Source organism: Agromyces sp. S2-1-8, from assembly GCF_021129215.1.
Classification (GTDB): Bacteria; Actinomycetota; Actinomycetes; order Actinomycetales; family Microbacteriaceae; genus Agromyces; species Agromyces chromiiresistens.
In genome coordinates, this window is sequence record NZ_JAJOLP010000001.1 from 2,402,749 (window position 1) to 2,422,888 (window position 20,140).

17 protein-coding genes are annotated in these 20,140 nt (G+C 71.3%); 7 read left to right on the forward strand and 10 right to left on the reverse strand.

Annotated features, from left to right (window positions below; all coding sequences use genetic code 11):
* Positions 1-8: 8 nt before the first annotated feature.
* From pepN (LR269_RS10940) to LR269_RS10975, 8 genes are all read right to left on the reverse strand, one after another.
* Entirely contained in the window at positions 9-2,579 is a 2,571-nt protein-coding gene (gene pepN, locus LR269_RS10940) for an aminopeptidase N (protein ID WP_231430822.1), read from the reverse strand.
* A 53-nt stretch (positions 2,580-2,632) separates the two neighbouring features.
* Positions 2,633-3,346 carry a response regulator transcription factor gene (locus tag LR269_RS10945; protein ID WP_231430823.1) on the reverse strand — a complete coding sequence of 238 codons (714 nt, stop codon included), beginning with the start codon at positions 3,344-3,346 and terminating at the stop codon, positions 2,633-2,635.
* Positions 3,343-4,743, reverse strand: a complete 1,401-nt coding sequence (locus LR269_RS10950; RefSeq protein ID WP_231430824.1) for a sensor histidine kinase — start codon at positions 4,741-4,743, stop codon at positions 3,343-3,345. Before LR269_RS10950 ends, LR269_RS10945 begins: the two co-directional genes overlap by 4 nt.
* A gap of 10 nt (positions 4,744-4,753) precedes the next feature.
* Positions 4,754-5,602, reverse strand: coding sequence for an ABC transporter permease (locus LR269_RS10955; RefSeq protein WP_231430825.1), 849 nt, complete (start codon positions 5,600-5,602; stop codon positions 4,754-4,756).
* Positions 5,599-6,510 carry an ABC transporter ATP-binding protein gene (locus LR269_RS10960; protein ID WP_231430826.1) on the reverse strand — a complete coding sequence of 304 codons (912 nt, stop codon included), beginning with the start codon at positions 6,508-6,510 and terminating at the stop codon, positions 5,599-5,601. Before LR269_RS10960 ends, LR269_RS10955 begins: the two co-directional genes overlap by 4 nt.
* 117 nt (positions 6,511-6,627) lie before the next feature.
* Complete coding sequence (pepN, locus tag LR269_RS10965; RefSeq protein WP_231430827.1) at positions 6,628-9,198, reverse strand: aminopeptidase N; 2,571 nt, start codon at positions 9,196-9,198, stop codon at positions 6,628-6,630.
* A 180-nt stretch (positions 9,199-9,378) separates the two neighbouring features.
* Complete coding sequence (locus LR269_RS10970) at positions 9,379-10,644, reverse strand: RNA polymerase sigma factor (protein WP_231432318.1); 1,266 nt, start codon at positions 10,642-10,644, stop codon at positions 9,379-9,381.
* Between the two features lie 55 nt (positions 10,645-10,699).
* A complete protein-coding gene (locus LR269_RS10975; protein WP_231430828.1) occupies positions 10,700-11,053 on the reverse strand; it encodes a YciI family protein in 354 nt (117 codons plus the stop codon).
* 187 nt (positions 11,054-11,240) lie between these two features.
* On the opposite strand from LR269_RS10975, the gene LR269_RS10980 reads away from it, so the two are divergent.
* The 7 genes from LR269_RS10980 (at position 11,241) to LR269_RS11010 (ending at position 18,373) form a co-directional block, all read left to right on the forward strand.
* Positions 11,241-11,945, forward strand: coding sequence for a DUF998 domain-containing protein (locus tag LR269_RS10980; protein ID WP_231430829.1), 705 nt, complete (start codon positions 11,241-11,243; stop codon positions 11,943-11,945).
* Positions 11,946-12,023: 78 nt separating this feature from the next.
* Positions 12,024-13,016 (forward strand): DUF2332 domain-containing protein, encoded by a 993-nt coding sequence (locus LR269_RS10985; RefSeq protein WP_231430830.1) that lies wholly within the window; start codon positions 12,024-12,026, stop codon positions 13,014-13,016.
* A gap of 9 nt (positions 13,017-13,025) precedes the next feature.
* Positions 13,026-13,541, forward strand: coding sequence for a ribose-5-phosphate isomerase (locus LR269_RS10990; protein WP_231430831.1), 516 nt, complete (start codon positions 13,026-13,028; stop codon positions 13,539-13,541).
* Between the two features lie 4 nt (positions 13,542-13,545).
* Positions 13,546-14,550 carry an Fpg/Nei family DNA glycosylase gene (locus tag LR269_RS10995; protein ID WP_231430832.1) on the forward strand — a complete coding sequence of 335 codons (1,005 nt, stop codon included), beginning with the start codon at positions 13,546-13,548 and terminating at the stop codon, positions 14,548-14,550.
* Positions 14,551-14,631: 81 nt separating this feature from the next.
* The gene (locus tag LR269_RS11000) at positions 14,632-16,188 is read left to right on the forward strand and encodes a multicopper oxidase family protein (protein WP_231430833.1); all 1,557 of its coding nucleotides are present in this window, start codon (positions 14,632-14,634) and stop codon (positions 16,186-16,188) included.
* Positions 16,178-17,590 (forward strand): sensor histidine kinase, encoded by a 1,413-nt coding sequence (locus LR269_RS11005; protein ID WP_231430834.1) that lies wholly within the window; start codon positions 16,178-16,180, stop codon positions 17,588-17,590. The genes LR269_RS11000 and LR269_RS11005 overlap by 11 nt, the downstream gene beginning before the upstream one ends.
* 123 nt (positions 17,591-17,713) lie before the next feature.
* On the forward strand, positions 17,714-18,373 hold the full coding sequence (locus LR269_RS11010) for a response regulator transcription factor (RefSeq protein ID WP_231430835.1): 660 nt from the start codon (positions 17,714-17,716) through the stop codon (positions 18,371-18,373).
* Positions 18,374-18,377: 4 nt separating this feature from the next.
* Here LR269_RS11010 and LR269_RS11015 read toward each other — a convergent pair whose 3' ends face one another.
* Positions 18,378-19,076, reverse strand: coding sequence for a hypothetical protein (locus LR269_RS11015; RefSeq protein ID WP_231430836.1), 699 nt, complete (start codon positions 19,074-19,076; stop codon positions 18,378-18,380).
* A gap of 49 nt (positions 19,077-19,125) precedes the next feature.
* A complete protein-coding gene (locus LR269_RS11020; RefSeq protein ID WP_231430837.1) occupies positions 19,126-20,034 on the reverse strand; it encodes an alpha/beta fold hydrolase in 909 nt (302 codons plus the stop codon).
* Positions 20,035-20,140 lie beyond the last annotated feature (106 nt).

A 20,140-nucleotide genomic window follows, 5' to 3' on the forward strand; every position in this document is an offset into this window, starting at 1 on the left:
GTGCAAGTCTACTGAGCCCCGCCCGAGAGCTCGCTGGCATCGCGGGCGCGCGCGGCGAGCGCGCGGTCGAGTTCGGCGAGGTGCTCCGTGACCGCGCGATGCATCGATGCGGGCTCGGGGTGGCGGGCCAGCCACGTGCGGGTGAGCTCGGCGAGCTCTGCGTCGATGAGCAGGGTCGGGAACAACCGCTTCGACAGGATCGACGCCATGTTGTAGCTGCGGTCGGCCCACACTCCGGGAAGCGCGGCGAAGTACTCGTGCACGACCGTCGCGAGCAGCTCGGGGGAGTTCGTGCGGCGCCAGCCGTCGGCGATCGCCCGGGCGACGTCGTTGGAGAGGCCCTCGTCGGTCATCGCGCGCCGCCACGCGGCGTCCTTGACGGCTTGGTCGGGGCGGGCCGCCCGCGCGGTTTCCGCGAGCTGGCGACCTTTCGCGGTGTCGTCGGCCGCGAGCGCCGCGGCGATCTCGTCGTCGTCGCCCGCTCCGAGCGCCGATCGTGCGATGACGAGCTCCCAGCGGAGGTCGAGGTCGATCGCGAGCCCGTCGAGGGCGATCGAGCCCTCGAGCAGGCTCCCGAGGACGTCGCCGTGCGCGTCGGTCGACGCGAGGCCGGTGAAGGCCTTGACGAACTGCAGCTGCGCGTCGGAGCCCGCCGGTGCGAGTTCGGCGAGGGCCCAGATGGCGTCGCCAGCCTCGGAGGCGAGGCGCTCGCGGTGCTCGTCGGCCAGGTAGCGCGACACGGCGTGGTCGAGCCTGGAGAGCGCGAGCGAACGTGCCGAGGACTGCGTCTCGTGCCCGATCGACGCGAGCACGAGACGCACGAAGGCGGCTGCGGGCAGTTCCGCGTCGCGCACCGCATCCCAGGCGGAACCGAGCACGACGGCGCGGGCGACCGGGTCGGCGAGCTCGGCGAGGTGGTGCACCGCCGTGTCGAACGATCGTTCGTCGAGCCGCACCTTCGCGTAGGTCAGGTCGTCGTCGTTCACGAGCAGGAGGTCGGGCCGCGCTCTACCGATGAGCTCGGGCACCTCGGTCCGCGCGCCGTCGACGTCCAGTTCGGCGCGGAAGACCCGGTCGAGCCGGGAATCGTCGAGCTCGTAGCCGCCGAGCGCGACCCGGTGCGGGCGCAGCGTCGGATGCGACGAGGCCGCGGTCTGCACGATCGCCGCGGACGTGATGGTGCCCGAGGCGTCCGTCTCGATCTCGGCGCGCAGGGTGTTCACGCCGGCCGTCTCGAGCCACAGCTCCGACCAGCGTGTGAGCTCGCGCCCGCTCGCGGCCTCGAGCTCGTCGAGCAGGTCGCGCAGGGTCGCGTTGCCGCCCGAGTGCTTCGCGAGATAGGCGCCGACGCCGCGCTTGAACGCATCGAGGCCCACCCAGGCGACGAGCTGCTTCAGCACCGAGGCGCCCTTGTCGTAGGTGATCGCGTCGAAGTTGACCTCGACGTCCTCGAGGTCGCCGATCTCCGCGACGATCGGGTGCGTCGAGGGCAGCTGGTCCTGCTCGGCGGCGTGCGTCTTCTCGTCGTTCGCGAACGTCGACCAGACGCCCGTGAACTCGGTGACCTGCGACGTCGCGAGCGTCGACGCCCACGTCGCGAACGACTCGTTGAGCCAGAGGTCGTTCCACCACTTCATGGTCACCGAGTTGCCGAACCACATGTGACTGAGCTCGTGCAGCACCACGATGGCGCGCTGCTCGCGGCGAGCATCGGAGACGCGCGAGCGGAAGAGGTAGCCCTCGTTGAACGTCACGGCACCGACGTTCTCCATCGCGCCCCAGTTGTACTCGGGCACGAAGATCTGGTCGTACTTGCCGTACGGGTACGGCACGCCGAACGCCTGCTCGTAGAAGCCCAGGCCCGCCTGCACGGTCGAGAACATCATCTCGGGGTCGGCGTACTGGGCGAGCGACGCACGCGTGAAGAGGCCGAGCGGCACGTCGCGGCCGTCGACGCTCGTGGCGCTGCCGCGCCAGCTCGCGTAGGGGCCTGCGATGATCGCGATGATGTAGCTCGAGATGACGGGGCCGGTCTCGAAGGCCCACGTCGCGACCGCGGATGCCGCGGGGCCGGCGACCGGCTCGGGGGAGGGCGCGTTCGACAGCACCGTCCAGTGCGCCGGTGCCGTGATCGTGAAGCGCACGCCCGCCTTGAGATCGGGCTGGTCGAACACGGCGTAGACGCGATTCGCCTCGGCGACGGCGAACTCGGTGTAGAGGTACGTCTCGTCGTCGACGGGGTCGACGAAGCGGTGCAGGCCCTCGCCGGAATTCGTGTAGCGTGCGTCGGCGACGACGCGCAGCTCGTTCTCAACCTCGAGCTCGTCGAGACGGATGCGGGTGCCGTCGCTCACCGTGGCGGGGTCGAGGACCCGCCCGTTGAGCACGACCTCGTGCACCCGGTCGGTGCAGGCCTCGATGAAGGTCGAGGCCCCGGCCACCCCGGTGAACCGTGCCGTCGTCTCGCTGCGGAACGTCGCGCCGTCGCCCGTGAGGTCGAGCACGACCTCGTAGCTCGGGGAGCCGACGATCGCCGCCCGCTCCTCGGCTTCGGTGCGGGTGAGGTTGGCAGCAGGCATGGACGATCCCTTCGTAGCGATGGCGCCAAGCCAGCCTAGCGATGCACGTGGCGTCAGCCGTGCGCGTCGAGGAGGCCGGATTCGTACGCGAGGATGACGAGCTGCACCCGGTCCCTGGCACCGGTCTTCTGCAGCACTCGCCCGACGTGGGTCTTCACGGTCGACTCCGAGAGGAAGAACCGCTCGGAGAGCTCGGTGTTGTTGAGCCCCTCGGCGATCCCGACGAGGATCTCCCGCTCGCGCGCGGTGAGCGCGTCGAGCGGACCGGCCGGCGAGGCGCCGTCGGGGCGTGCCGGCTCCGTCGGCAGCTCGGCTGCGAAGAGCTCGAGCATGCGCCGGGTCACCCGCGGCGACAGCGTCGCCTCGCCCTCGTGCACCGTACGGATCGCGGCGACGAGTTCATTCGGCCGCACATCCTTCAGCAGGAAGCCGCTCGCCCCCGCCCGGATCGCGGCGAACGCGTACTCGTCGAGATCGAATGTCGTGAGCACGATGACGCGGGTCCCGGGATGGCTCGCCGTCACCTCGGCGGTGGCGGTGATGCCGTCGACGCCGGGCATCCGCACGTCCATCAGCAGCACGTCGATCTCGGTCGCGTCGGCGAGCTCGACCGCGGCGCGGCCGTCGCCGGCCTCGCCGACCACGTCGATGCCGGGCTCCGCGTCGAGCACCAGCCGGAATCCGGTCCGGACGAGCGCCTGGTCGTCGACGAGGGCGACGCGCACCGGCGCCGTCGGGGAAGCGGTCTGCGGTGATGCGTCGGTCATTCGGCGTCCTCGTTCGGGATCGTCGGGCGGTCGTGGGAGTCGGCGGAGCCGGGCCGTTCCGGGACTCCGGGGAAGCCCCGGCCATCGGTGGGCTCGGACGCGTCGTCACCGCGGTGAGGGGCCGAGGCATCCGTGGCCGGTCTGGGGTGGAGCGTCGCCCGCAGTCGCCAGCCTCGTCCATCCCGCGGGCCGGCCTCGAGCGAGCCGCCGTAGAGGGCGACGCGCTCGCGGAGGCCGGCGAGACCGCGACCGGCTCCGCGAGTGGACGGCATGGCATCGGTGGTCTCGGCGGGTGCGTCGTCGTCGACGACGACTTCGACGGCTCCCGGGGCGTATTCGATGCGGACGTCGACCTGGTGCGCCCGCTCGCCGTGGCGCAGCGCGTTCGTGAGCCCCTCCTGCACGATGCGGTAGATCGCCAGTCCGAGCGCGGGGTCGGGGGCGGGCGCGCCGATCGTCGTGAGGCCCACGGGGAGCCCCGCGTCACGGAACCCGTCGACGAGCTCGGGGATCGCGGCGAGCCCCGGCTGCGGCGCCCGTTCGGCCGGCTCGGTGCCCGGCTCGGCGAGCACACCGAGCATCCGCCGCATCTCGCCGAGCGCATCCCGGCCGGTCTCGGCCACGCTCCGCATGACGTCGGCAGCCCGTTCAGGGTCGCGTGCGACGGTCGCGGCCGCACCGTCGGCGAGGGTCACCATGACGGTGAGCCCGTGCGAGACGATGTCGTGCAGCTCGCGGGCGATGCGGGCGCGCTCGGCGGCCGCTGCGAGCTGCGCCTGCTGGTCGCGCTCGCGCGCGAGGTCGTGGGCGCGGGCGATCAACGCCTCGAGGTAGCGCCGCCGGTTGCCGGTGGTGACGCCGATGAGCGTCGCGATCAGCAGTATCACGGTGTACTGCGACGATGCGGCGACCGGTCCGCCGGGAAACACCGCCGACGTCCACGCCTCGACGTACGAGCTGGCGACGGCCACGAGCACCGAGGCGCCGAAGCCGATCCACGCCGATCTCGTCGATCGGTAGACGCCGAGACCGTAGAGCGCGAACAGCATGGGGAAGATGTCGCTCTGGCCGAAGGGCGAGACGATGATGCAGACGAGCCAGGCGACGCCCATCACGAGCCAGGGCCTGGTTCGGCGGAACAGCAGCAGCGCGGCGCCGCCCAGTGCGATGCCGACCAGTTGCAGCACCGTCGACCAGAGCGGCGGCTCGGGGTCGTCGCTCGCCATCACGATCGCGGCAATGAACGTCGGGACGACGTACACCGCCGTGATCAGCGAGTCGGTCAGTCGTGGATGCCTCGCCCAGAACTGCCTGATCACTCCGGGCGGCTTCGGCAGACGGAGTTCTCCCCCGACCGCCGAAGCCGGGCGGCCGGGGGAGAACGGTGCTTCCGTCATAGGCAGGACTCTACGCGTCCCTGCGCTTCAGGAGCACCGAGGCGCCGGCGATGGAGACCCCCACCCACGCCAGCACGACCAGGAGGCTCTGCCAGGCGTTCGGGCCCACGATCGCCGAGTCCTCGGCGCCGATCGCCATGAACATCGTCATGCCCGACGACGACAGCAGGTACGGGATGGCGTCGTGCGCCCAGTCGGCCGGGATGAGCTGCAGCACCGTCGGCAGCAGCAGCAGCAGGCCGAGCACGGCGGCGATGCCACCTGCGCTCGACCGGATGATCGTGCCGACCCCGAGGGCGAACACCGCGACGAGCGCGAGGTACAGGGCGCCGCCGGCGAGCGTGAGGAGCGTGTCGGCGTCGAGCAGTTCGAGGTCGGTGCCGAACACGATCGTCGCGGTCAGGTATGCGCCCAGGTTGGCGAGCATGCCGATGACGAACGTCGCCACGAACAGCACGACGCCCTTCGCGGCGAGGGCGGGCAGGCGCTGCGGCACGGCCGTGAGCGTCGAGCGGATCATGCCGGTCGTGTACTCGCCGCTGATGACGAGCACGCCGAGCACGCCGACGACGAGCTGGCCGAAGTAGACGCCGAAGGTCGAGGCCTGCATCACGAGCTCGTGCTGCTGCTCCACGGGAGCGCCGTCGATGTCCATGCCGCCGCCCATGCCGTTCACCATGCTGAGCGACATGAGCAGCGCCATGCCGAGCGAGATCGCGATCACGATGAGGTACGACCAGACGGTCGAGCGCAGGCTCCGCAGCTTGATCCATTCGGACGAGAGCACGCCGCCGAACGTGAGGCGGGTCGAGCGCGCGCCCTGCGCTGGGTGCGTCGCGGTCGGGGTGATCGTGGTCATCGGACGGCCTCCGTACGGTATTCGACGGCGTCGGCGGTGAGGGCCATGTAGGCCTCCTCCAGCGACGCGTTCTGCGGGGTGAGTTCGTGGACGGCGAGGCCGTGCGCGGCGGCGAGGTCGCCGATCCCGGCCGCCTCGACGCCCGTGACCTCGAGCACGCCGGCTTCGGATCGGAGCACGGCGACCTCGGGCGCTGCGAGCAGGTCGGCGAGTTGCGACGCGTGCGGCGATCGCACGCGGACGCGGGGACGCGTGCCTCCGGCCACGATCTCGTCGACGGGCGCGTCGGCGATGATCTCGCCGCGGCCGAGCACGATCAGGTGATCGGCGGTCTGCGCCATCTCGCTCATGAGGTGCGACGAGAGGAAGACGGTGCGGCCTTCGCCGGCGAGGTGGCGGACGAACTGGCGCACCCAGAGCACGCCCTCGGGGTCGAGCCCGTTGACCGGCTCGTCGAGGATGAGGGTCGAGGGGTCGCCGAGCATCGCCGCGGCGATGCCCAGTCGCTGGCCCATGCCGAGCGAGAAGCCGCCGACGCGCTTGCGGGCGACCGACTCGAGGCCGGTGAGCTCGATGACCTCGCGCACGCGGCGCTTGCCGATGCCGTGGGTCGCCGCCATCGCGAGCAGGTGGTTCTCGGCTGTGCGGCCGGTGTGCACGGCCTTCGCGTCGAGGAGCGCACCGACCTCGTGGAGGGGTGCGCGGTGCGCGGCGTACGGCTTGCCCCCGACGGTGACGGTGCCGGCGCTCGGGCGGTCGAGGCCGACGATCATGCGCATCGTGGTCGACTTGCCGGCGCCGTTCGGACCGAGGAACCCGGTGACCTGGCCGGGCCGCACGGTGAACGTGATGTCGTTGACGGCCGTCTTCTGGCCGTAGCGCTTGGTGAGCGCGGTTGCGGTGATCATGCCTTCGACGCTACGGATGCGACCGCCTCCGGCGCATCGGCCGCGGGAATGGTTCGGGGCGGCGGCGGGTGGTACCGGGGTACCACTCGCCGCCGCCCCGGTGAGGCCGCGGTGCGACTACTGCGCGTCGCGCGCCTGCGCGGCGAGCGCGCGCTCGACACCGGCGACATTCTCGATCACGAGACGGCGCAGGGCCGGCGCGGCATCGGTGTTCTGGTCGAGCCAGGCGTGGCTCGCGTCGACGAGCTCGCGGTTCGCGAGCGTGGCGGGGTAGAGCAGCTCGACGAGCTTCTCGGCGATCGCGTAGCTGCGGGCCTTCCAGACCTCGCCGATCATGCCGAAGTAGCGCTCGATGAAGGGCGCGAGCAGCGACTGTTCGTCGGCGCGCACGAAGCCGGCGGCGGTCGTGCGGACGACCGAATTCGTCGCGGTGTCGGCGACGACGATCGAGTCCCACGCGCGCTGCTTGCCCGCGGCGGTCGGCATCGCCGCACGGGCGTGCGCCGCCGACTCCTGGCCCGTCGCGGTCTTGTCGGTGGCGAGTCGGGCGTCGATCTCGGCATCGCCGGCGCGGCCCGCGGCGACGAGCGCGATGAGCAGCTCCCAGCCGAGGTCTGTGTCGATGTCGAGCCCGTCGAGCGAGATCGAGCCGTCGAAGAGACCGGCGAGGGCGTCGACCTGGGTGCCGGCCTCGGCGATCGCGGCGAACGACTTCACGAACTGGAACTGCGCGTCGCTGCCGGCCTCGGCCTGCTGTGCGAGCTGCCAGAACCCGTCGGCGAGCGTGCGGCGCGCGTCGGCGCGGTGCTCGGGTGCGACGTACGAGCTCGCGGCGAGCTGCGCGTTCGCGAGGATGATGCGCAGCGTCGTCGACTCGGTCTCGCTCGCGATGTTGCCGAGCACGAGGTCGAGGTAGTCGCTCGCGCTCGTCTCGGCGTCGCGCGTCGCGTCCCAGACGCTCGACCAGACCAGCGCGCGGGCGAGCGGGTCCTCGATCTTCGAGAGGTTCGCGATCGCGACCTTCTGCGATGCCTCGTCGAGGCGGATCTTCGCGTAGGCGAGGTCGTCGTCGTTGAGGAGCACGAGGTCGGGGCGAGCGAGACCCGAGAGCTCGGCGACCACGGTGCGCTCGCCGTCGACGTCGAGCTCGACGCGGTGCTCGCGCACCAGCTTGCCGTCCTTCAGGTTGTAGAAGCCGATCGCGAGGCGGTGCGGTCGGATGGTCGGGTAGTCGGGGTGCGCCGACTGCAGCACCGTGAACGACGTGATCGCGCCCGAGTCATCCGTCTCGATCTCGGGGCGCAGCGTGTTGACGCCCGCCGTCTCGAGCCACAGCTTCGACCAGCCCGACAGGTCGCGGCCCGAGGCGACCTCGAGCTCGGCGAGCAGGTCGGCGAGGGTCGTGTTGCCCCACGCGTGCTTCTTGAAGTACGCCGAGACGCCAGTGAAGAACGCGTCGATGCCGACCCAGGCGGCGAGCTGCTTCAGCACCGAGCCGCCCTTGGCGTACGTGATGCCGTCGAAGTTCACGAGCACGTCTTCGAGGTCGCGGATCTCGGCGACGATCGGGTGGGTCGAGGGCAGCTGGTCCTGGCGGTACGCCCAGCTCTTCTCCATCGAGTTGAACGTCGTCCACGCGTGGTGCCACTCGGTCGCCTCGGCGGTCGCGATCGTCGAGGCCCACTCGGCGAACGACTCGTTGAGCCACAGGTCGTTCCACCACTTCATCGTGACGAGGTCGCCGAACCACATGTGCGCGAGCTCGTGCAGGATCGTGACGACCCGGCGCTCCTTGATGGCATCGGTCACCTTGGAACGGAAGACGTAGACCTCGGTGAAGGTGACGCACCCGGCGTTCTCCATCGCGCCCGCGTTGTACTCGGGCACGAAGAGCTGGTCGTACTTCGTGAAGGGATAGGGCACGTCGAACTTCTGCTCGAAGTACTCGAAGCCCTGCTTCGTCTTCTCGAAGATGTAGTCGGCGTCGAGGTACTGCGACAGGCTCTTGCGGCTGAACACGCCGAGCGGGATGACGCGGCCGTCGCGCGAGATGAGCTCGTCGCGCACGACGTCGTAGGGGCCGGCGACGAGCGCCGTGATGTAGCTCGAGATGCGATGGGTGGGCTCGAACGACCACGTCGCCGTCGAGACGTCGTCGGCGCGGCGGCCCGACGGGTGCAGCTCGGGCTCGGGCGTCGGCATGTTCGAGACGACCTGCCAGTGCGACGGGGCCGTGACGGTGAACGTGAATGCGGCCTTCAGGTCGGGCTGCTCGAACACGGCGAACATGCGGCGCGAGTCGGGCACCTCGAACTGGGTGTAGAGGTACACCTCGCCGTCGGCGGGGTCGACGAAGCGGTGCAGGCCCTCGCCGGTGTTCATGTATCGCCCGTCGGCCTCGACGACGAGCACGTTCTGCGCTTGGAGGTTCGGCAGCTGGATGCGCACGCCGTCGCTCACCTCGGCCGGGTCGAGCTCGACCCCGTTGAGGGTGACCGAGTGCACGGTCGCGGTGATCGCGTCGATGAACGTCGAGGCGCCGGGCGTGGCCGCGTCGAACCGCACGGTCGTGGTGGTCTTGAAGACCTCGGGGCCGACGGTGACGTCGAGCACGACGTCGTAGTCGTGCACCGTGACGAGCGCGGCGCGCTCCTCGGCTTCGAGTCGGGTGAGGTTCTCTCCGGGCACGTGCGCTCCTTCGCAAGTATCGACGCGGCTCGTGGCCGCAGGCAACGCGTCCCAGCCTAGCCCTCGGGCCGTCGGTGGAGTAGCCGGATGATCGGCACGGTCGCCTCAACCGCGCACGATCGACACGACCGCTGCGCCGAAGGCCGGGAGGGCGACCGGGGACGGGCGCCGCCGATCACCTCATCGATCGGACGGCGGCCGCCGCGCCGCTTCCGCTCGATGCAGCAGCAGTCGCCGCTCCCGTTCGTTCGCCGTCATCGCGGCGGCCCGGTCGAACTCGGCGGCAGCCTCGGCGCCGCGGCCCTGCTGCTCGAGGAGGTCGCCGCGCACGCTCGGCACGAGGTGGTAGCCGCGCAGCGCCTGCAGCTCGGCCAGCTGGTCGAGCAGTGCGAGCCCGGCCGCAGGTCCGTGGGCACGGGCGAGCGCGACGGCCCGGTTGAGCTCGGCGACGGGGGAGCCCGTGCGCCGGCCGAGCTGCTCGTAGAGGTCGGCGATGCGCGCCCAGTCGGTGTCGGCGACCGAGGCCGCACGTGCGTGCTCGGCGGCGATCTCCGCCTGCAGCGCGTACTGCCCGGGCCCCTCGCCGGCCACGGCGAGCGACTCCGCCCGCGCGAGGGCCTCGATGCCGCGGCGGATGCGCGAGGCATCCCATCGCCTGCGATCCTGAGCGTCGAGCAGCACCGGTTCGCCGTCGGTGCCGATGCGCGCGGCGAGCCGCGACGACTGGAGCTCCATGAGCGCCGAGAGCCCGTGCACCTCGGGGCCCTCGGGCACGATCGCCGTGAGGATGCGCCCCAGCCGTACGGACTCGTCGCAGAGCGCCGGGCGGACCCAGTCGTCGCCCTCGGTCGCCGAGTAGCCCTCGTTGAAGAGGAGGTACACGACACGGAGCACGGTCTCGAGCCGTGCCGCGCGCTCGTCGCCGCTCGGCTCCTCGATCGCCGCCCCGGTGTCGGCGAGCGTGCGCTTCGCCCGTGAGACGCGCTGCGCGATCGTCGATTCGGTCGTGAGGAAGGCCCGAGCGATCTCTCTGGTCGTCAACCCGGCGACGAGCTTCAGCGTGAGCGTCGTCTGCGCCTCCTGCGTGAGCGAGGGGTGGCAGCAGATGAACATCAGCCGCAGCACGTCGTCCTCGACGTGGTCGATGCCCGCAGCCGGGTCGTCGTCGATCGTCTGCTCGAGCTCGCGCGCGAGCGCGGCCGCCGTCTCGTCGTTCCGTGCGCGACGCCGGAACGCGTCGACCGCCCGCCGCTTGGCCGTGGTCATGAGCCACGCGCCCGGGTTGTCGGGGATCCCCGACGCCGGCCACTGCGAGAGCGCCGCGATGACCGCGTCCTGCGCGACGTCCTCCGCGAGGCCGACGTCGCGCACGATGCGAACGAGCGCGGCGATGATGCGCGCCGACTCGAGCCGCCAGACCGCCTCGATCGCGGCGCGCGTGGTCATCTCGCTCACGGGTGCATGAGACCACGCGCGCCACGCGGCCGCAACCGCGGGGGCGTCAGAACTCTGCGATCTGCCGGATCTCGACGCTGCCGACGAATCCCGGCCAGAAGTCCTTGTGGATCTGCATGAGCCGTCGGCCGAGCTCGAGCGCCTCCTCCCGGGTGCCGACCTCGATCACGGCGTAGCCGCCGACGAGCTCCTTCGCCTCGGTGAACGGACCGTCGACGGCCTTGATGTCGCCGTCGGCCAGCGAGATGATCGCGCCGGTCTCGCTGGGCAGCAGTCCCCGGCTGTCGAGCAGCACGCCGTTCGCGCGGCCCCAGCGGTCGTACTCGGCCATCGCCTCGTAGACGGCCGGCGGCGTCTCGCCGTTCGACTCGCTCGACTTCATCATGCACAGGTAACGCATCGGATTCCTCCTCGATGAGGCCCGCCCGGGTGGCGTGTGCCTTCACGATAGCGTCGGCGGTTCCTGCCGGTTCTCGACATGGTCGCGAGAAATTCTGCGAATCGATGTCGAGATCGGATGCCTCGCGGCGACGCCATGGTGAACGACCCGGTCGATCGACCGGGTCACGACCGGAAGGAGCACCACCATGGATACCCGCATCGACCGCTCGAGCGCCGAACCGGGCGAGACCGCCGACCGACGACGTGCCGCCCGTGCCGGCGACCCCGCGACGCGCGGTCTCGTCGCCGCAGGGGTCGTCGCCGGACCGCTCTTCGTCGTGGTGGGCGTCGCGCAGGTCCTCACCCGCGAGGGATTCGATCTGGCCCGGCACCCGCTCAGCCTGCTCTCGCTCGGCGACCTCGGCTGGGTGCAGATCGCGAACTTCGTCATCGCGGGCGTGCTCATGCTCGCGTTCGCCGCGGGCGCTCGCCGGAGCCTCGGCGACGGGCCCGGACGCATCGCTGCCCCGGTGCTGTTCGCGCTCTACGGAGTCGGGCTCGTGCTCGGCGGGGCGTTCACCGCCGACCCGGCGCTCGGCTTCCCGGCCGGTGCGCCCGCCGGCACGCCGACCGAGCTGACCCTGCACGGGTGGCTGCACGCGTTCGCGGCGCCGCTCGCGTTCCTCGCGCTCGTCGCCGCGACGTGGGTCGTCGCCCGCCGACTCGCCTGGGAGGGGCACCGCGCTGCGGCGGCCTGGTCGCGGGTGATCGGCGTCGCCTGCCTCGTGCTCTGCGTCCCGTTCGGGCCCGGCATGAGCGTGCGGCTCCTCCTCGGCGTCGCCCTCGGATTCGCCTGGATCGCTGCGTACGCGATCTCGCTGCTCCGGCCGCCGATGACCGAGGACGTGTGAGGGAGCGCTCCGGCGACGGGATGCCGCAGCTCCCGCCGAGGCATCCCCGTCGCCGCGCCGCAGGCGTAGCCTGACCCCATGCGCACCACCGTCGACAACGACGCCCCGACCGCCGAGCGCTACCGCGCGTTCGCCGAGGTCGAGGCCCGCGGGATGTCGGAGACGTACGATGCATGGGCGCTCGGCGTCGCCGACGACCCGGCGACGATCGCGCTCATCGACGAGCTTCCGCCGGCGAAGCGCCAGCCGAACCTCGTGTTCTCGGCCGCGCGATTCCACGGTTCGGAACCGGCGCCGTACGACGACTTCAGGCGGTGGCTGGCGGCGCACTGGCCCGAGGTGCGCGAGACCGCCGAGACCCACGCCACCCAGACCAACGAAGCCGGCCGCTGCGCACTGCACGTTCCCGCGCTCGCCGAGATCCCGGGCCCGCTCGCGCTCCTCGAGGTCGGAGCCTCGGCGGGCCTCTGCCTGTACCCCGACCGGTACAGCTACCGATACCCGGGCCACGGGCGACTCGACCCGGCCGACGGCACGAGCCGCGTCATCCTCGACTGCGAGACGCGCGGCACCGAACCGGTGCCCGTACCCGCCAGCCTGCCCGAGGTCGCCTGGCGCGCCGGCATCGACCTCAATCCGCTCGACGTCACGGACCCCGACGACCTCGCCTGGCTCGACGCGCTCATCTGGCCCGAGCACGACGACCGCCGCGAGCGGCTGCGCGCCGCGGCGACGATCGTCGCCGCCGATCCGCCGCGCCTCGAAGCAGGCGACCTCAACGAGCGGCTCGCCGCGCTCGCCGCGGAGGCGCCCGCCGAGGCGACCCTCGTCGTCCTCCACACCGCCGTCATCGCCTACCTCGACGAGGCCGCGCGCGCCCGGTTCGTCGAGACGGTGCGCGAGCTGCCGGGTCACTGGCTCTCGGTCGAGGGGCGATCGATCGTGCCGGGCATCCGCGTCCGCGACGACGTGCCCAACGATTCGACCGACTTCGTGCTCGCGCTCGACGGGGTGCAGCGGGCGTGGGCGCAGCCGCACGGGCGCGCCGTCACGTGGGTGCCGAATCCCTAGAATTGCTGCATGCGCATCCACATCGCGACCGACCACGCCGGCCTCGAATTCAGCCGGACCCTCCAGGCCCACCTGTCGAACGGCGGTCACGAGGTGATCGACCACGGCCCGGTCGAGTACGACGCGCTCGACGACTACCCGGCGTTCTGCATCAATGCCGCGCTCGGCGTCGCGCGCGACCAGGCCGCCGGCGTGAAGGCCCTCGGCGTCGTGTTCGGCGGCTCGGGCAACGGCGAGCAGATCGCCGCGAACAAGGTGAAGGGCATCCGCGCCGCCCTCGTCTGGAGCATGGACACCGCGATCCTCGCCCGGGAGCACAACGACGCCAACGTCATCTCGATCGGTGCGCGCCAGCACACCGTCGAAGAGGCGATCCGCTACATCGATGCGTTCATCGCCGAGCGGTTCTCGGGCGACGAGCGCCACGTGCGCCGCATCGCGCAGCTCGCAGAGTACGAGACGACGGGCGACATCGCAGGCAAGGGCGTGGACGTCGAGCCGCGCGCCGAGGCGCCGGCGGAGTAGCAGGGTGCCCGAAGGCCACTCCGTCCACCGCATCACCCGGCAGTTCGAGCGCAACTTCGTCGGCCACGTCGTGCACGCCTCGAGCCCGCAGGGCCGGTTCGCCGTCGGCGCCGCCGAGCTCGACGGCCGACGCATGATCGATGCGCGCGCCGTGGGGAAGCAGATGTTCCTCGGATTCGAGGGCGACGTCTGGCTGCGCGTGCACCTCGGCATGTACGGTGCCTGGGACTTCGCGGGCGACATCCTCATGGATGCCACGATCGCATCGGCGAACGGGCGCATGGGGCAGACGAACCAGCGCGGCACGTTCCTCGACGCGCCCAACCCCGACGCCGTCGTCTTCGACTCGGCCGGAGAGAACTCGCTCACCTCGATCGGGGCGCCCCGCACGACGCGGCTGCGCATGTCGGAATCCGAGAAGGAGGGCAACGGCCTCGAGACGTTCCCGCCCGAACCGATCGGGCAGGTGCGGGTTCGGCTGCTCACCGACACGATCTGCGCCGACCTCCGCGGGCCGACCGCGTGCGAGGTGCTCGACCCCGCCCAGGTCGAGGCGATCGTCGCGAAGCTCGGCCCCGACCCGCTGCTCGATCCAGGCGCCGTCGCCGAGGAGCGCTTCACGAGCGTCGTCCGCAAGAAGCCGACGCCCATCGGGCTGCTGCTCATGGATCAGAACGTCGTCGCCGGCATCGGCAACGTCTACCGCGCCGAGCTGCTGTTCCGGGCGCGCCTCAATCCGCACACGCCGGGCAAGCAGGTGCCCGAGGAGCTCGTGCGCGAGCTCTGGCGCGATTGGTCGAAACTCTTGCGCATCGGCGTCGAGACCGGCCAGATGATGACGATGGACGACCTCGACCCCGAGGCGTACCGCGCCGCCATGGCGAGCCGCGAAGACCGGCACTGGGTGTACAAGCGCGAAGGCCTGCCGTGCCGGGTCTGCGGCACGCACATCGTGCTCGAAGAGATGGGCGCCCGCAAGCTCTACTGGTGCCCGTCCTGCCAGGCGTGACGGCACGGTGGGGATAACCCCCGCCGCGATCCGGGCGCACGCCGGCTGTGCTGGCTGCGCGCCGCTCGCGAGGCTGGAGGCATGCTTCAGACACGTCTCCGCAGGCCGCGCGCCGCAATCGGCAGCGCCATCGCCGCCATCGCCGCCGGCGGCCTCGTCGCCGTCGCCTTCGCCGGTTGCGGCCTCGTCACCCCCGCTCCGGTCTCCACGATCGGGAAGGTCGACTTCGACCGCCCGCTCGTGATCCCGCCGCTCGCCGAATCGACGGTCGACGCCGGCGGAACGCGCGTCTTCTCCCTCGAGGCGCAGGCCGGCGCGACCGAGTTCGAGCCGGGCGAACCGAGCGACACGTGGGGGTTCAACGGCAGCTACCTCGGCCCGACGCTCGTCGCCGACCGCGGCGAGCACGTGCGCGTCGAGGTGACGAACTCGCTCGACGAACCGACGACCGTGCACTGGCACGGCATGCACCTGCCGCCCGAGATGGACGGCGGTCCCCACCAGATGGTCGAACCGGGCGCCTCGTGGTCGCCCGAGTGGGACATCGACCAGCAGGCGGCGACCCTCTGGTACCACCCCCACCCGCACGGCGAGACCGAGGACCACGTCGCACGCGGACTCGCCGGCATGTTCATCCTCCATGACGAGCACGAGCGCTCGCTCGGGCTGCCGGGCGAGTACGGCGTCGACGACATCCCGGTCATCGTGCAGGACACGGGGTTCTCGGCCGAGGGCGAGCAGGAATCGAGGCAGCGCACCTACGCGGGCGGGCTCGGCGACGAACTCATCGTGAACGGCACGCGCAGTCCCTACCTCGAGGTGACCGACGAGCTCGTTCGGCTGCGGCTGCTCAACGCCTCGACGGCGCGCACCTACGCGTTCACCTGGAGCGACGCCCGCCCCGTCCAGCTCATCGCGACCGACGGCGGCCTGCTCGAGACATCCGTCGAGCTCGACCAGGTGCGCCTGTCGCCCGGCGAGCGCGCCGAGGTCCTGCTGCGGGTCACGCCCGGCCAGCGCGTGGTGCTGCAATCGAGGATGACGCCCGAGGTCGCCGGCCTCGTCGGGCCGGTCGCGGCGACGAACGGCGGCAGCGACGCGTTCGACGTCCTCGAGGTGCGCGCTGGGGACGCGCTCGAGCCGGCGCCAGCGGTGCCGGCGCAGCTCAACACGATCGACGACATCGACGAGACCGAGGTCGCGACGACCCGACGTTTCGAACTCAGCGACAGCTTCGAGATCAACGGCGAGGCGATGGACATGGGGCGCATCGACGAGACCGTCACGGTCGACACGCTCGAACGATGGGTGGTCGAGAACGCGACGCAGGTGCCCCACAGCTTCCACGTGCACGACGTGCAGTTCCGCATCGCCTCGATCGGCGGCGAGGCGCCGCCGCCCGAGCTCTCGGGCTGGAAGGACACGATCTTCACCGAGCCCGAGACCGAGTACGAGCTGCTGATGCGGTTCGAGGACTACACCGACACCGACACGCCGTACATGTACCACTGCCACCTGCTGTGGCATGAGGACCAGGGGATGATGGGGCAGTTCGCCGTCGTCGAACCAGGTCAGTCCGCGACCCTCGATCCCACCGGGTCTGCCACGATGACGGGAGGAACCCACCATGAGCACTGAGGCGACGAGCACCGAGGCGATGAGCACCGAGGCGATGACCACGAACACCACGACCGATGCCGCGCCGCGGCGCCGCGGCTACTGGGCGCTGTGGGCGACCGTGCCCAGGGAGTTCGCCTTCCTCATTCTGACGATGCCGATCGCGATCACGGCGCTCGTGCTGCTGTCGACGACCTTCTTCACGGGGCTCGGCCTGATCTTCCTCGTCTTCGGCATCTTCATCGTGGTCGCCTCGATGTTCATGGCGCGCGGCTTCGGCACGCTCGAGCTGGTACGGCTGCGCTGGGCCGGTCGCCGCGAGGTCGCCCGCCCCGCCTGGGAGCGGGGCGATCGCGACCAGGGCTTCTGGCGCACGATGTTCGCGCCCTTCATCGACGGGCACTACTGGCTGTACCTGCTGCACGGGCTCGTCGTGAACCCGATCGTCAGCATCGTCTCGTGGAGCCTGACCGTCGCCTGGACCTCGGTCGCGCTCGCCGGCACGACGGGCTGGATCTGGCAGCGCTACATCCCCGACGGTCGCGCCGACGAGGACTTCTGGCTGTTCGACACCGTGCTCGACTTCCTGTTCCCGGGCAACACGTGGCAGTTCGACCCGCGGGTCGGCGAGACCGTCTTCGAGCTCATCCTCGGCGTGATCTTCCTCGCGACGCTGCCCTACGTCTTCCGCGGGCTCACGCTCCTGCACGACGTGGTCGCGCGCGGAATGCTCGGGGCATGGCGGTCCGAGGCCCTCGAGCGCGAGGTCGCGCAGCTGGCTGCTTCGCGCGGCGCCGCCGTGCAGGCCGAGGACGCCTCGCTGCGACGTCTCGAGCGGGACATCCACGACGGGCCGCAGCAACGGCTCGTGCGCCTGCAGATGGACCTCGCGGCCATCGAGCGCAAGCTCGACCGCGATCCCGAGTCGGCGCGCGAACTGCTCGGCGAGGCGCGCGACCAGGCGCGGGAGACGCTCGACGAACTCCGTGCGCTCTCACGCGGTTTCGCCCCGCCGATCCTGCAGGACCGGGGGCTCGCCGTCGGCCTCGAATCGCTCGCCGCGCGCAGCCCCGTGCCGGTCGCGGTCCAGATCACGCTGCCCGAGGATGCCTCGCTGCCGGCCCCGATCGAACGCAACGTCTACTTCGTGGCCGCCGAACTCCTGACCAACGCGGCGAAGCACGCCGAGGCGACGAGCGTGCGGCTCGCCGTCTCGACGCGCGACACCGGCGCCACGGGGCACTGGGTCGACGTCTGGGTGACCGACAACGGCCGGGGCGGCGCATCGACGGTGCCCGGGCACGGACTCGCCGGACTCGCCGAGCGGGTCAACGGTCTGCGCGGACTGTTCGTGGTCGACAGCCCCGCCGGCGGCCCGACGACGATCGGCGCGCACATCCCGTACAGCCCGCTGGTCGGGTAGCCGCGAGCCGCGCCGGCGGTCGAGCGACGACGGCACCGGGGCGTTCGAGCGGCGACGGAGGGGCAAGACCCCGCCCCGGAGCACGCCCACCCCGGGTCGTCCGCCCCCGATAATGTGGGGGGCATGACCGACTCGGCCCGGCCCCTCCGCATCGTCCTCGCCGAAGACTCGGTGCTCCTGCGCGAGGGGCTCGTGCGCCTCTTCGACGAGGCCGGCTTCGAGACGGTCGCCGCCTACGGCGAAGCCGACTCCCTGCTCGCCGCGATCGACGAGACGGATCCCGACCTCGCCGTGCTCGACGTGCGCATGCCGCCCACGTTCCGCGACGAGGGCGTTCGCGCGGCGATCGAGCTGCGCAAGCGCCGCCCCGGACTCGGCGTGCTGCTGCTCAGCCAGTACGTCGAGGGCACGTACGCGCACGAGCTCCTCTCGTCGGGCGAGGGGGGCATGGGCTACCTGCTGAAAGACCGGGTGGCCTCCCTCGACGAACTCGAGGACGCGGTCGAACGGGTCAGCGAGGGCGGCACGGTGCTCGACCCCCAGGTCGTGCGCGAACTGCTCGCCCGGCGCAGCGACCCGCTCGCCACCCTGACCCCGCGCGAGCGGGAGGTCATGGAGCTCATGGCCGAGGGCCGCACGAACGCCGGCATCGCGAAGCAGCTCTTCATCGGGGTCGGCGCGGTCGAGAAGAACGTGACGTCGATCTTCCAGAAGCTCGGCCTCGAGGATTCGGGCACCGATCACCGGCGCGTCCTCGCGGTGCTCACCTGGCTGCAGCGCTGAACGCTCACCGCGTCGTGCCCCGCAGCGGTGCGTGGGCGGCGAACACTCCGCGATAGCTGCGATAGCCCCGCAGCATCCAGAGCACGAACTGGGCGACGGCGGCGAGCGCGCCGAGGGCGATCGACCACGCGATCGACCCGGTCGCAGCGAAGACCAGCGCGCCGATGAAGAGGCCGACGAGCGCCGTGTTCACCACGAGCATGACCATCATCGAGCTCGCGAACACCTGCGAACGATCGCGCGCCGCGAACGGGAAGTAGGTCGTCTTCGCGCCGGCCTCGTCGTCGGTCGTACCGGTCATGAGATAGGGCTCGATGCCGGGGTCGAGATCCACGTACGCCCGGCGGAGGCGGTTCATCGCGAGGACGTAGACGAGGTCCTCGGTCGCCGTGTTGAACACCCGCAGCTGGGTGATCACCCCGAGCAGCACCAGCAGTGCGAGCACCCCGAGGGCGGCCGCGCCGAACCACCCGCGGAAGCCGGTCGCGTTGCCGAGCACGCCGAGCGAGACGAGCCCCGCCGACACGAGGGTGAGGAAGATCGCGATGCGGGTGAGCACCTCGCTCTGCGTGGTGCTCCTCGATGCGAGCAGGCTCCAGTGCTCGGTCGCGAGCATCTGCGCGCGCAGGGAACGCTGCGCATCGCTCAACGATGCGGTGTCGCCGTGGGTCGACGGCTCGGGCTCGGGTTCGACCGTCGCCATATCGGCATTCTCCACCCGGGCCGGGCGGCCCGCCATCCTCGCGGCGTGTTCAGTCGTCGGAGTCGTCGCGGCGCGCGCCTCGATGCAGCTCGATGACCTTGGTCTCGCCGGGGGAGTCGGGGTCGTCGGTGATCGGCTCATCGGCCATGAACTGCCGGATGATGTGCGCGAGCTCGCCGGGGTGGCTGAAATTGATGGCGTGCGCCGCGCCCTCCATCACGACGACGATCACGTCGGTGTCGACATGGGCGACGACCTCGTGCACGCGCGCCGGGTCGGGCATGAGCGGGTCGCGGTCGCCGATGACGGCCAGGATCGGCACCGGCAGCGAGAGGAGGCGCTCGAGCGTGGGGTACCGGGTCAGTGCGCCGAACATCTTGACGGTGCTCGCGACGCCGAACTTCAGGTAGTCGGGTGCGGCGACGCGCACCATGCGCTTCGGCTCGCGGCCGCCGTCGCGCGCGAGCTGCACCATCGCGCGGGCGAGGGGCTGGTTGTGGTAGCCGCCGGCCGGCGAGACGAGGATCGCCCGCTCGAGGCGGTCGGGGAAGTGGTGGCCGAACTCGCAGATCACCGGGCAGCCCATCGAGTTGCCCACGAGGGTGGCCTTCTCGATGCCGCGGTCGTCGAGGAACCTGGCGGCCGCCTCTGCGAGCGAGCTCAGGGTGAGGCCTTCCGAGCGCGAGCGCCGTGCGCTGCGCCCGAAACCCGGCAGGTCGGGCACGAGCGTGTGGAAGTCGTCGGCGAGGAGTTCGGCGGTGGGCAGCAGGTAATGCCCCGACAGCCCGAACCCGTGCACGTGCATGACGACGGGAGCGCCGGGCGGCGGCGCCGGCGACTCCCGGTAGAAGACGTCGAGGCCGTCGACGTTGGTCCAGTGCTCGGCGAGCTTCGACTGCGGGCGCTTGGGCGTCTTGCGCTCCCGATGCCGGTTCGAGGCTGCCTCTGTGCTCGCCATCGTCGCATCCCCTTCCGTCGTGCCGCCCGGTCGGTTTCGGGCCCTGGGACGATTCTCGCGCACCCGCGGCACGTGCGGTTCGTGCGAACCGCGTGAAATCCCGCCC